The sequence below is a fragment of the Streptomyces sp. NPDC055025 genome (assembly GCF_053608565.1).
In genome coordinates this window covers 81303-96025 of record NZ_JBSGVS010000010.1, presented here as the reverse complement: position 1 = coordinate 96025, position 14723 = coordinate 81303, and the positions used below count along the sequence as shown (strand labels likewise).

The 14723-nt window shown below is 72.8% G+C and carries 2 protein-coding genes; both read left to right on the top strand.

The genetic code is table 11. From position 1 onward, the window contains the following. Positions 1-246 precede the first annotated feature (246 nt). The gene (locus ACWGDX_RS09035; RefSeq protein WP_453623693.1) at positions 247-4563 is read left to right on the top strand and encodes a non-ribosomal peptide synthetase; all 4317 of its coding nucleotides are present in this window, start codon (positions 247-249) and stop codon (positions 4561-4563) included. Beyond that, a complete protein-coding gene (locus ACWGDX_RS09030; protein WP_453623691.1) occupies positions 4560-14711 on the top strand; it encodes an SDR family NAD(P)-dependent oxidoreductase in 10152 nt (3383 codons plus the stop codon). The genes ACWGDX_RS09035 and ACWGDX_RS09030 overlap by 4 nt, the downstream gene beginning before the upstream one ends. Positions 14712-14723 lie beyond the last annotated feature (12 nt).

Genomic DNA, 14723 nt, shown 5'->3' with positions numbered 1-14723 from the left:
GCTGATTCCCGTACCGGTGGGTGGCGCATCCCGGCGTGACAACGATGTCCGCTCCGGCATGTCCCGGAGGCGTACGTTCTCCGCGCCCCTCCGTATCCCCCACCCCCGTCTCCACCGTCCCCCCACACTCCCGCCCGTCCTCAGGACTTCCCAGGACGACGGCGCCCCACTGTGATCCCCAACTCCGTACTGAGCCTCCCCCAGGGGAAAGGGCTGGTCTTGTCGGCGATACGCGGTTCTCAGAGCATGACCACCACACCGCCTCGCGCGGTACCGGTACCGACCACGGACGGCCCGCCGACGGACGGGCCGCCGACGGGGAGCGGAACGCCCCCGGCGCTGTCGTGGGCGCAGCAGCGACTCTGGGTACTGGCCCAGATGGACGGCGCCGGCGCGGCGTACAACGAGCCGATGGGCTTCCGTCTGCGGGGTCCGCTGGACCGCGCCGCACTGGACCGCGCGCTCGACGCGCTGGTCGCCCGGCACGAGACGCTGCGCACCCGGCTGGTGTCCGCGCACGGTGAGCCGTACCAGCGGATCGATCCGCCGGACACCGGCTTCGCCCTCGCGGTGGAGGATCTGACCGGATGCCGGGACACTGACGCGCGCCTCGCCCTGCGGCAGCGCGAGGAGTCCTTCACGCCGTTCGACATGAGCCGGGGCCCGCTGGCGCGCGGCAGGCTGCTCGTCCTGGGCCCGGATCAGCACATCCTGCTGCTGACGGTGCATCACATCATCTTCGACGGGCGGTCCCGGGACATCATGCTCCGGGATCTCGGCGCCCTCTACACCGCCTTCCAGCAGCGGAGGGAGGCCGAGCTTCCCTCCCTGACCTGGCAGTACTCCGACTACAGCCGCTGGCAGCGGCAGTGGACGTCCGGCGACGAGCCCGCCGGGCAGGCCGCGTACTGGACGGCGAATCTGGCCGGTGCCCCGCCGCTGCTGGAGCTGCCGACCGACCGGCCGCGACCGGCCGAGCAGGACTACAGCGGCGGCCGGGTGCGGCTCTCCCTCGACGCCGAACTCACCGCCGCGCTGAAGACCCTCGCCCGCCGGCACCGCGTCACCCTGTACTCCACCATTCTGACCGGCTGGTCCGTGGTGCTGTCCCGGCTGTCGGGCCAGTCGGACATCGTTGTCGGAGTCCCCACGGCGAACCGCGCGCGCGGCGATGTATCGGAGCTGATGGGCTTCTTCGTCAACAGCCTGGCGGTGCGCACCGATCTGTCGGGCTCACCGACGGGGACCGAACTGCTGGGGCGGGTGCGTACCGCCCTCCGGGGTGCCCTCAACCATGTCGACCTGCCGTTCGAGCGTGTGGTGGAACTGGTCGCTCCACCGCGCAGCACCGCGCACACCCCGCTGTTCCAGACCATGTTCGCCTGGGTTCCGCCGCTCAGGGGGCGGCTGTCTCTGCCGGATGTGGAGGTTGAACCACTCGTCGTGCCGCACGCACCCGCCAAGTTCGATCTGGCGCTGGCGCTGTTGGAGGAGGACGGCCGGGTGGTCGGCGATCTGGACTACGCCACCGCGCTGTTCGACCACGGTACGGTCGAGCGCTACGCGGGCTGTCTGACGCGGGTGCTGTCGCAGATGGCCGAGCGGCCCGACCGTGAGGTCGCGGATCTCACGCTGATGGACGCGCGGGAGCAGCGGGAGCTGCTGGCGAACTGGAGCGGCGTCGGGCGGGGCGCGCGACGGCCCGTCTCCCGGCCCGAGGGCGGGGAGGAGGGCGGGGAAGAGGGCCTGGGCGAGGAATTGGGCGCGAGCCTGGGCGACGGTCTGGGCGAGAGTTCCGAAGAAACGCCGGAAGAGGGCCTGGGCGAGCGCCTGGGCGAAAGCTCCCAACAAGCGCCGGAAGAGGGACCGGGCGAGGGCCTGATCAGGCGTTTCGAGGCCCAGGTCCGCACCCGTCCCGCCGGTCCCGCTCTCGTCCGCGGCGAGGAACGGCTCGACTACGCGGCGCTGGAGCGGCGTGCCAACCGTCTGGCGCACGCCTTGATCGCCCGGGGAGCCGGTCCCGACCAGGTGATCGGCCTGCACACCACCCGGTCGACGGCTCTGGTGGTCGGCGTTCTCGGCATCCTCAAGTCCGGTGCCGCCTATCTGCCGCTCGATCCCGGTCAGCCTGCCGAGCGACTGGCCGCCATGGTGGAGGACGCCGTACCGGCCCTGGTGCTGAGCGACGCCGGCGTACCGCCCGGAGGCTGGGAGGATCTGGCGGCGGTCGAGGCGGAGGGGGCGCGCGACGACGCCCCCGGGATCGCGGTCCTTCCGTCGCATCTCGCCTATGTCATCTACACCTCCGGCTCGACGGGCCGGCCCAAGGGGGTGGCGGTGACGCACGCGAGCGTCATCAATCTCTTCGACGACTGGCTGGCCCGGTTCGGGGCGGCCCCCGGCGAGCCGGCGTCGTTCTGGTCGAGCATCGGTTTCGACGCCTCGGTGCACGAGATACTCATGCCTCTCACCACCGGCGCCGTGCTGCACATGGTCCCCGACGAGCTGCGCGGCGACCCCGAGGCACTGATGGCCTGGATGCGGGAGCACCGGATCACCCAGGCGTTCCTGCCCCCGTCCTATGTCCGATGGATCGACGAGGATCCGGGCGCCCGGCTGGCCGGGCTGACACTGCGTCAGCTGCTGACGGGGGTGGAATCGCTTCCCGAGTCGGCGCTGTACCGGATGCGGCAGGCCCTGCCCGGACTGCGTATCCGCTTCGGCTACGGTCCGACCGAGACCACGCTCTACACCACCGCCTACGACGATCCGGGGCCTCGTGACCGGCAGTGCCCGATCGGCCGTCCGCTGGACAACACCCGTCTGTATCTGCTGGACGAGCGGCTGCGGCCCGTGCCGGTCGGGGTGGCGGGCGAGGTCTTCGTCGGAGGCGCGAGTCTGGCCCGCGGCTATCTGCACCGGCCGGATCTGACGGGCGAGCGGTTTCTGCCCGACCCCTTCGTGCCGGGCGAGTACGTCTACCGCACCGGTGATGTGGCCCGCTGGCTGCCGGACGGCAACGCCGAGTACGTCGGCCGCCGCGACGACCAGCTCAAACTGCGGGGCTTCCGGATCGAGCCGGGCGAGGTCGAGGCGGCCCTGCTGGCGCTGCCGGGTGTACGGGAGGCCGCCGTGGTGGCCGACCGCGAGGGTCCCGGTGAACCGCGTCTGGTGGCGGGGATCAGCTGGGACGACACGATCGCCGAGCCCGCCGAGCCCGTCGGGTCAGCCGCGTCCGCCGGGTCAGCCGCGTCCGTCGGATCAGCCGGATCAGCCGGATCAGCCGGATCAGCCGGATCAGCCGGATCAGCCGGATCAGCCGCGACGGCAACGACGGCAACGTCCGCCAGGTCACCGCACGAGTGGCGCGTGGCACTGTCGAAGCGGCTGCCCGACTACATGATCCCTGCGGTCTTCGTCGAACTCCCGCGTCTTCCCCTGAGCCGGAGCGGGAAGCTGGACCGCGCGGCTCTGCTGGAGCTGGCCCGGTCCGCGCTCCCCGCCCACCAGGTCAACACGGCCAGTCCGCGTGACCATGTCGAGATGGCGCTCTACCGGATCTGGCGGCGGCTGCTGCTCCACCCCGGTATCGGCGTATCGGACAACTTCTTCAACCTCGGCGGCACCTCGATCTCCGCGATCAAGATGGCCCACGCCGTCCGCGAGGAGTTCGGCGAGACCCTCCCGATACGGGACGTCATGGTGCATCCGACCATCGAGGCCCTGGCCGAACGGCTCAGGAAGGGGGCGTCGGGACAGCCGGACGGCGATCCGGGCCTGATCGAGTTCCGGGAGGGGGACGGCCGGCAGCGCGTCGTCTGCGTCCATCCGGCGGGCGGCACCGCCTTCTGCTATCTCTCCCTGACCGCCGCGCTGCCCGAGTCCATCGGCGTCCAGGGTATCCAGTCGCCCGGCATCAACGCCGGGGAGACTCCGCTGCCGACGATCGAGGCCATGGCGCGGGAGTATCTGAAGGCCGTCGATCCACGGCCCGACGAGTCACTGGTCGTGTGCGGGCTCTCGTACGGCGGACTGATCGCCCATGAGATGGGGCGCCTGCTGACACTCGCCGGGCACACCCGGGTGTGTGTGGTCCTGCTCGACACCTACGGGACGGAGGACCCCGCGCAGCGGGCCGCGATCGGGCCGGTCGAGGCATCCGAGTTCCGCGAGAAGCTGGTCAGGTTCAACGGGATGTACCCGGGCATCGAGGACGACCAGATCGACCGGTACTTCCGTATCTACAACCACAACCGGATGACGGCCCGTGAGTACGAGGTCCCGGAGTCGCCCGCCCGGCTGGTGTTCGTACAGGCCACCGAGGACGGTGAGGACGGGTCCGCGGTCGCCTCCTTCTGGGAACGGCGGGCCGGCGGCGGTCTTGTCGTCGAGCCGGTCGGCTGCGGCCACTGGGACCTGCTGGAGAGCGACGAGGTACCACGGGTGGCGGAGCTGATCGCGGGCGAACTGGCCCGGATGCCGGCCCCCGACCCCACCCCCGACCCCGACCCCACCTCCGCCCCTGTCACGGCCGTCGCCCCGTCCGCCGCTCTGGAGGCATGATGCGTTCCGGAACAACCGGCCTCCCCTCCGCTCCCTCCGCCGCTCCCCCGGCCAGGGGCCTGGCACACGCGGTGCGTGAACAGGCCCTGCGCACCCCGGACGCCCCCGCGCTGGTCGACGGCGAACGGCGGCTCGACTACGCGGCCCTCGACGCCGCCGGCGCCACGGTCGCCCACGCGCTGCGCCGTGACGGTGTGCGGCCGGGCGACGCGGTCGCGGTCGCTCTGCCGCGCTCCTGGCAGCTGGTCTGCGCCATGCTCGGCATCCTGCGGCTGGGCGCCCGGGTCGTACCGCTCGACGCCCAGAGCCCACCCGAGCGGCTGCGTCATATCCTGGCCGACTCGGGCAGTGTGGCGGTGATCCACGGCGGCAGCGCCCCCGACGACGGTGGGGCGGTGCCGGACGATGGCCTCGGGCCGGTGCCGGACGATGACCTCGGGGCGGTGCCGGACGGCGACGGCGGGATCGCGCCGGCCGGTGACAGCGGGATGGCGCCGCACAGCCGGACGGCGTCGCACTCCGGGGCGGTGCCCGACGGTCTGCCCGAGGGTGTACGACCGCTGCCGGTGGACGCGCTGCTCACGGCCGGACCGGGTGAACAGGGCGCCCACGAACCGCCGTTCACCGGCGCCCCGGTCTCCTTCCTCTTCTACACATCGGGCACCACGGGCCGTCCCAAGGGCGTCGAGGTACGGGACGCGGGCATCCTGCGGCTGGCCCGGCCGGGCTATGTCCAGCTGGCGGAGGGCGCCCGTTTCGCCTGTCTGTCCAACCCCGCGTTCGACGCGCTGAGCTTCGAGGTCTGGGTGCCGCTGCTGACCGGCGGCTGCTGTGTGATCCTCGACGACGAGACCGTCCAGGCGCCGCACGCACTGGCCGAGGCACTGCTGCGGCTGCGTATCGACACGATGTTCGTCACGGCGGCGCTGTTCAACGCGGTGGTCCAGACCGTGCCGGACTGTTTCGCCGGGGTCGGTCAGGTCCTGGTCGGCGGCGAGCGGCTCAACGCCCGTCTGATCAGCCGCTGGTACCGCCACAACGCGTCGAGTCCGACCCGGCTCCACAACGCGTACGGTCCGACGGAGACGACCACCTTCGCCGTGTCCCACCCCATCCCCCGTGACTTCGACGGGAGCGCCGTGCCGATCGGACGGGCGCTGCCGGACACCGGGACCCTGCTGGTCGTGCCCGGCACCACCCGTACGGCCGCGCCCGGCGAGACGGCCGAACTGCTGCTGTCCGGCGACGGTCTCGCGGCCGGCTACCGCAATCTGCCCGAGGAGACCGAGCGCCGTTTCGTCCGGCTCCCCTGGTACGACGGCGGCCGGCGGATCCACTACCGGACCGGTGATCTCGTACGCGCGGACGCCGACGGCCTCATCGAGTACCTGGGCCGGGCCGACCGCCAGGTGAAGGTCCGGGGTTTCCGTATCGAGCCCGGTGAGCTGGAACAGCGGATCATGGCGCATCCGGCGGTGCGGCAGGCGTATGTGTGCGCACGCCGCGACGGCGAGCACGGGCCGAACGAACTGCTGGCCCATGTGGTGCTCGGGGACGATCTGTCCTTCGACGAGTTCGAACGGCATCTCGCGACCGGGCTGCCCTCCTATATGCGGCCCCATCACATCCGTCTCGTCGACGCGCTCCCGCGCAACGCCAACGGCAAGGTCGACGAGGCCGCCCTGCTGCGTCTCGGCGGACGGCCCTGGCGGCGCGCGGACGAGGAGCGGACGGCGGACGAGGGGGAGACGGCGGGCGAGGAGGAGGCAGCGGTCACCCGCGGGCAGAGCGAGGTGCTCGCCCTGGCCGGGGAGATCCTCGGCACATCCGGACTCCGGCTCCGCGACCGCTGGATCGCTGTCGGCGGCGACTCGCTCAAGTCGCTGCGGCTGCGCTTCGAGGTGCGGCGCCGCTGGGGCTGCGAACTGCCGCAGTCGCTCGTCCTCCACGGGGACTTCGCCGGGATGGGCGACGCCGTCGACCGGGCGGGAACCTCCGGCGACTCGCCCTATCCGGTGCCCGCCGCCCCTTCGGGAGCACGTCGCGCACCGGCCACCAGCGAGCAGCAGCGCCTGTGGCTGCTGCAACAGCGCACACCTCGCTCCACGGCGTACAACGTGGGACTCGCCTTCCGGCTGGAGGGCGCCGTCGACGCAGGGGCGCTGCGGCATGCCCTGCGACGGCTGGTGGAGCGTCATCCGGCGCTGCGTACCGCGTTCGAGGCGGCGCCCGAGGGGCTGCTCCAGGTGGTGGGCGAGCCGTACGACCCCTGGACCGAGCCGGACCCGGAGTCCGTCGGCGACGAGACCGGCGGGCGTGCCTTCGCCGACCGGTTCTTCGCCCGGGGCTTCGATCTGGCGCGGCCCCGGATGCTGAGGACGAGCCTGCTGACGCGGGACGGCGGCGGAGTCCTGCTGCTGCTTCTGCACCACATCGCGGTCGACGGCTGGTCGGTCAACATCCTCCTGCGGGATCTGTCGGAGGAGTACGCGAAGTCGCTCCGGGACGCGAAGGCACTCCGGGACACGGAGACACTTCGGGACACGGAGGCACCGGCGGGGGCACCCGCGGGGGCGGAGTACGCGGGTACGCGGACACCGGCCGGGCCGGAACCCGCACCCGTACCTTCTGCCACCCCGCTCGACTACGCCGTCTGGCAGACCGACTGGTTCTCCCGGCCCGCCTATCTCACCCAGCGCGATGAACTGCGCGCCCACTACGCCGGGACCGCCGGAGCGGCGCAGCCATTGCCGCCGGCCGGCTCCGGGCCCTTCTCCGGGGGAGGGCTGCCGGGGACGCGGCTCGCGGAAGGACAGCCTCCGGGGGAGCGGGTTCCGGAGGGGCAGGTTCGGGAGGGGCGACTTCCGGAGGGGCGGCTGCTGCACACCTCGCTCGACACCACCCGTCGCGCCACCGTCGACCGGCTCTGCGCCGAGCTGGATCTGACCCGCTTCCAGCTGCTGCTCGGTGTCTTCGCCTGGAGCCTGTACGGAGTGACCGGGCTGACGCGTCCGCGTGTGGCGGGACCCGTGGCCAACCGGCCGGTGGAGGAGTTCGGCGCCGGCGTCGGCATGTTCGCCAACACCGTCCTGCTGCCGCTGACCGTCGCACCGCACGAGGATCTGCGCGCGCAGTCGCTGCGTCTGGGCGCCGGTGCGCGGGAGGTGCTGGAGCGCCAGGACGTGGCACTGGCCCATGTGCTGGCCGACCGCGAGACGGGCGCGGGCGCCGGCACTCGTCCAGGCGCGGGTGCAGACACGGACACAGACACAGACACAGGGGCAGGCGCAGACACAGGCATTCGTAGAGGCGCGGGGGGCGGCCCGGGTACGTCTCCGTTCGACTTCCTGTTCGTCCTGGAGAACACCGACTTCAGGGCGCTGGCACTGCCCGGCTGCGTCTCCCGTCCGCTGTGGTGGGCGCCCGCCGAGGCCAAGTGCCCGCTGACGCTCTCCGTGATCGAGCACGCGGACGGCTTCGACTGTCTGTGGGAGTACGCCGACGACCGCTTCGACGCCGCCGAGGCCGAGGCGATGTCCGGTCTGTTCCTGCGGGGTCTCGATCTGCTCGCGGCCGGAGGCACGGCGACCCCCGCCGAGCTCGCGGCCTCCTACCGGAGCACTCTGCCCGACCACGGCCGGGGCGCGGTGGCCGATCCCGTCTGGACGACGGTGGCCGACGGCTTCGCCCGGCAGGTCGCGCTGACGCCGGACGCGCCGGCCCTGATGACCGACGACGGCGCGGTCAGTTACGCCCGGCTCGACGCGTACGCGGCCGCCCTCGCCGCCGAACTGCGGGCGGGGCATCCGCTGCCGGAGGAGCACGACAGCCCGTGCGCCGTCGCGCTGTACTTCGAGCCCTCGGCCGAGCATGTCGTGTCGCTGCTGGCCCTGGCCCGGCTCAATCTGACCGCCGTACCGCTGGACCCGTCCTATCCGCCCGCCCTGCTGCGCCAGATCCTGGAGCAGGTGGAGCCGCTCTGTGTGCTGCTCCCGCCCGGCGGCACGGCGGCGTTCGACACCGTGGATCCGGGCGGCGTCGTACGCCACACCGTCACCCTGCCGGCCAACGAGGGACCGGCCGACGGTCCGTCCGACGGTGGACCGGCCGGACCCGCCGACGTACCGCCCGTACCGCCCGTACCGCCGCACCACGGCGCCCGTCCGCTCTACACCCTGTTCACCTCGGGCTCCACCGGCACCCCCAAGGGCGTGCGGGTCCCGGACCGTACGCTGTGCAATCTGCTCCAGTGGCAGACGGAGTCGGGCGGTCTGGCGGCGCCCGCCGCCACCCAGCAGTTCTCCATGCTCTCCTTCGACGTCTCCTTCCAGGAGATCTTCGGCACGCTGTGCGGCGGCGGCTGTCTGCATCTCGTACGGCCCGGCTGGCGCCAGGACGCCCCGGCCCTGCTGGAGCGGCTCGAATCGGCGGGCATCGAGCGGGTCTTCATGCCGTACGTGGCGCTCCAGCTCCTCGCCGAGCACGCCGTCCATCTGGGCAGATACCCCTCGCGGCTGCGTGAGGTGGTGACCGCCGGCGAGCAGCTCGTGTGCACCGACGCCATCCGCCGCTGGTTCGCGGGCATGCCAGGAGCCCGGCTCTTCAACCACTACGGCCCGACCGAGACGCATGTGGTGAGCGCCCTCTGCCTCGAAGGCGACCCGGCGCGCTGGCCGGAGCGCCCGGCCATCGGCCGGCCCGTCGCCGGCGCGGTGCTCCGGGTGGTGGACGAGGCGGACGAGGCCGTACCGCCGGGGCGCACCGGCGAGCTGCTGATCGGCGGGACGATGGCCGCCCGCTGCTATCTGGGCGACCCGGCGCTCAACGACACGCGCTTCGTCGAGCTGCCCGGTCTCGGGCTGTTCTACCGCAGCGGCGACCGGGCGTGCTTCGACCGCGAGGGTCTGCTGCACTACACGGGCCGGGACGACCAGCAGATCAAGCTGAGCGGACACCGGCTGGAACTGGGGCAGGTCGAGGCGGCCCTGCTGCGGCATCCGGGGATCGTCAACGCCGTGGTCGTCCATGACGGCGCCGAGTTGGCGGCCTGCGTCCAGTTGCGCGAAGAGACATCGGCGGACACACCGACGGCCGAGACGCTCATGGCCCATCTGGCACCCCTGCTGCCTCCGTATGTACGGATCGGCCGCTTCCGGCGGCTGACGGCGCTGCCGCTGACCCCCAGCGGCAAACTGGACCGCAAGGCGGCCCTGCGGGCACCGGGTGAGGAGCTGCGCCGGAGCCCCGAGGTGCTGCCCGCGCTCCCCGCGTACGAGGCCCGGCTGTCCGAGGCGTTCGAGGCGGTGACCGGCTCACCCATCGGCCCGGACCAGACCTTCTTCGAGGCCGGGGCGTCGAGCCTGGGACTGATGCGCTTCCACTTGCGCTGCACCGCCGAACTGGGTCTGCGCTTCACCGTCGCCGACCTGTTCGAGCATGTCACGGTACGCGCGCTGGCCCGCTTCCTGGACGGATCCGGCGTGCGGACACCCGTGGCGGAGGGCGGTACGGACGGACCCACCGTGAACGGGCGAGACGCGAACCGCACCACCGGCACCACCGGAACCACCGGCACCACCGAGTCACAGCACAGAGCGGACCGCGCCACGGGGAGCCGGCGCGACACGTCCCGTGCCCCCTCGGCCGACGAGCCGATCGCCGTCATCGGCATGGCGGTACGGCTGCCCGGCGCCTCCGGTCTGTCCGCGTTCTGGGAGATGGTGAAGGCGGGCGAACGCGGTATCGAGCACTTCGACGCCCCCGACGGCGTCGTCGGGGCGCGCAGCCAGATGGACGGGCTGCTGGCGTTCGACCCGGACCACTTCGGCATCAGCCGGCAGGAGGCCCGGCTGATGGACCCCCAGCAGCGGCATCTGCTGATGAGCTGCTCCGACGCACTGGCGCACGCCGGGATCGGCGACCCGTCCCGAGCGCGGGTCGGGCTCATCGCGGGGGCCGGTGAGAACACCTACTTCCAGGCCATGCTGCGCGAGGCGGACCCCGCTCATCTGCCCGACGGCTTCCGGCTGGCCCTCCACCACGAGAAGGACTTCCTCGCGACCAAGGCGGCCTACCATCTCGGACTGACGGGCCCCGCCTTCACCGCGCAGGCGGCGTGCGCGAGTTCACTGGTCGCCGTGCATCTCGCCGCAGCGCTGCTGCGCCAAGGCGACGCCGACGTGATGCTGGCGGGCGGCGTCCTGGTCGACACGGAGCTGACCGACGGCTACCGCTACCGGCCGCAGCACATCTTCTCCGTGGACGGGCACTGCCGGCCCTTCAGCGACGACGCGAGCGGCACCATCGGGGCCAGCGGTGTCGGTGTGGTGGTGCTCAAGCCGCTGGACCGGGCGCGGCGCGACGGTGACACCGTCTACTCGGTGATCACCGGCTCGGCCGTCAACAACGACGGCTCCGCGAAGCTGGGTTACAGCGCGCCCTCGCTCCCCGGCCAGCGGGAGGTGATCCGCTCCGCCCTGCGGCGCGCCGGCCGGAGCGGCGCCGACCTCGGCTATGTCGAGGCGCACGGCACCGGTACCCGGCTGGGCGACCCGGTCGAGGTGGGCGCGCTGCGCCAGGCGTTCGGGGTGGCGGAATCCGGCCGTACGGCCCTGACCTCGGTCAAGAGCCAGATAGGACATCTCGGCGCGGCGGCGGGCGTGGTCGGACTGGTCCGTGCCGTCCTCTCCGTCCACCACGGCCTCATCCCGCCCCACGCGGATTTCCGTGCCTTCAATCCGGAGATCGGACCGGACCCGGCGCCGTTCTACATTCCGGCAAGGGCGCGGCCCTGGCCCGCCGGCCGGGACCGGGTGGCCGCCGTGAGCAGCTTCGGTATCGGCGGCACCAACGCGCATGTGGTCCTTGAGGCGGACGGACCGGGCACGGATCGGGGCGGGTCCGCCGGGCCGACGGCCGCCGCGGTGCCCTGTCTGATGCTCTCGAACAGCAGTGAGGCGGGTCTGCGGGCGGACGCCACGCGTATCGCCGACTATCTGGCGGGCCGCCCCGAGGAGTACGGGAAGGTGCTGCGCCATCTCCAGGCGGGCCGTCCGGCGCGTCGCCACAGGATCGCGGCGGTCTGCCGGGACGCGGGCGCCGCCGTGGAGTGGCTGCGGAGCGACTGGACGGCCTACGACACGACGTCAGACGGCACAGCGGCGTACGGCACAGGCCCGTACGAGGGGTCGTCGGAAGCAGAGCCGACGGCCTCGGACACAGCGCCGGTCGCCGCACCGCTCCCGGCACCGGTCTCCGCATCGCTTCGGGGGCCGGTCCTCGCATCGCTCCTGGCGCCGGACCGGTCGGCGGAGGATCTGGCCGCCGCGTGGCTGACCCGCCGGACGATCGACTGGCCGACGGGCCCCGCCCAGGCTCCCTGGGACTTCCCGGCGCCCGCCTTCGACCTGGCGGAGTACGACTTCGTACGCGCGACGGGGGCGACGGCGAGCACCGCTGCGGCGGAGGCGGAGGCGCCTCGGCGGCTCCCCGAGGCCGACTGGCTGCACCAGCCCCACTGGGTGCGTCTGCGCCATGCCGCCCCGGGAGCCGGAACCGCGTCGCGCGTGCCGCGTCTGCTGGTGCTGATGACGGACCGTCCGGCTGAGGCGCCCGCCGTCCACGCCTTCGAGGCGGTCTACGACCGGGTCGTACGGGTCAGCGCCGCCGGCGCCTTCGCCCGGCGGGGTGACGATGTCTTCGAGGTCGATCCGGCCGACCCCGTATCGCTGGGTCTTCTGCTCGACGCGCTGACGGAAGCGGATCCGCGCGAAGGGGCGAAGCCCGGGGCCGGAGCGCAGGCGGGGACGGGGACGGGGGCACGGGACATCGACTGGCTGCACGCGCTGCCGCTGGCCGTCGAAGGACCGGTCGGGCCCGGCTCGGTGGCTCGCGCGCGCTGGGCGTGCCTGGACACGACGGCCGCGCTGGTGCGGGCGGTGACCGACGGCTCGGGGAGAGCGAGGCTGCGGCCCTGGTGGCTGTCGTATGGGGCCAGACCTGTCGACGGCTCCGTACAGCGGCCGGAGCTGGGTCTGCTGGCGGGGGTCAGCGAAGTGGCCCCGCAGGAAGGCCCGGTGGACGGCCACTGGCTGGACCTCCCCGGCGCCGGTCTCGTCGACTGGGCACCGGCGGTGGCGGCGCTGACGGCCGCCGCCGACACCACCGCTCCCGCGGCGGGGCTGCCGAGACATCTCGCGCTGCGGCAGGGGTTCTGGTGGGAGCGGGTCATCACGCCGGTGTCCTCCGTCGGTGCCTCCTCCCCGTGGGCGCCGCTCACCGGGGACGGAGTCCATCTGGTGCTGGGCGGTACGGGCGGTATCGGCTCGGCCGCCGCGGCCTGGCTGCTGGAGCGGACCGACGGCCGGGTGCTGCTGCTGTCCAGACGGGCCCGGCTCCCGAAGGAGCTGGCGCCCTGGGCCGGCCGGATAGAACTGGTCGAGGCCGATCTCGCCGAGTCGTCGCCCGAGGAGGTCATGTCCCTGATCGCCGGGCGGACTTCGCGGCTCGACAGCGTGGTGCACGCGGCCGGTGTGGCGGCGGGCGGTCTGATAGCCGGGCGTGACGCCCTCGGGATACGGGAGGCAACGGCGGCCAAGCTGGGAGGCGCGCTGCTGATCGAGCGGCTGATCGAGCGGTACCGGCCGACGGCCGCGGTCTACTGTTCGTCGATGTCGGCGCTGTTCGGCGGTGTCGGACAGTTCGACTACGCGGCTGCCAACGGCCTGCTCGACGGCTTCGCCCACCACCGGTCCGCCGACGCCGGGACCACCGTACGGATCGGTATCGACTGGGACGTATGGCGCGAGTCCGGTATGGCGGTGCGCGCGCTGCGAACGGACGCCCGTCATCAGGCGCATCTCGCGGTGGGGCTGACCGTGGACGAGGGGAAGCGGCTGTTCGGCCGGGCCCTCGGACTCCGGTTGCCGCAGCTCCTCGTCTCGACCACCGCCCTGGACGAGTCCCGCGCCTTCTACTCCGGGTCCGCTCCGGTCCAGGCGTCCACGTCCACGTCACCGTCTACGTCCGTGCCGCTGCCCGCGCCCGCATCCGCATCCGCATCCGCATCCGCCGCGGTGCCCGGCGGGGCCGTGGTTTCGCGGACCGCCGACACGGGCACGGCGGCCGAGCGGCTCACCGACTGGCTCCGCGCCTGGCTCGGCGTGGACCGTCTCGACCCGGACATCCCGCTGTACGACCTGGGCGCCGACTCGCTGACCATGCTTGATCTGATCAGCGAGGTCAAACGGCACTTCGACATCGAACTCGAACTGTCCTGGCTCAGCCACCGGGTGAGTCTCACCGAGATCCTGACCCGGCTCGGCGCGACACCCCCCTCCGGAGCGTCGCAGGCCGGAGCGGCGGCGGTCGGAGCGGCACCCGACGACGACATACCGCTGGAGATCTGGCAGGAGGGCACCGGGCACGATGTGCTGTGCCTGGTGCATCCGGTCGGCGGCGACATCCAGTCGTACCGGTCACTGGTGTCCGCGCTCGACCCGCGACTGACCGTCTGTCTCATCGCCGACCCCGGGCTGCGGACACCGGAACCGCTGCCCTGGACGCTGGCCGAGCGGGCCCGGCGCTACCACACCGCCCTGCGCGCCCGCTTCCCCGACGGGATCTGGCACCGGCAACTGGCCGGGTGGTCCTTCGGTGCCTGGGTGGCCATGGAGATGGCCGCGCAGGCGGAGTCGGCGGGCCGGCCCGCGGACGCGCTCCATCTGCTCGACCCGCCGCCGCCCGGTGCCGGGGCGCTCTTCGAGACCTACGACGAGAGCCAGTTCGAGGCGGTGTTCGCCAACGAACTCGGCCACAGCGGGCAGGCGCCGGCCGGTGCACCGGCGCGGGCCTACGCGGAACGGCTCGCCCGGTGCTGCCGGGCCAATCTGCGCGGGATGACCGGCCACCGGGTACGACCGCTGGCCGCCACCCCCAGCCATCTCTGGCTGGCGGAACAGCCGGTGACGGGTCTGCCGGCGCTGGGATCACCGGACGAGCAGTGGGCGCTGTGGCGTCCCCATCTCCCGGAACCGAGCGCCTGGCACCGGCTCGACACCACGCACTACGGAATCGTCCGACCGCCCCATGCGCACGCGGTGGCCACGGCGATCAACGCGGTCTCGCGGCCCGTCGCCGGTCCCCGCTGACCCGTAGGCGCC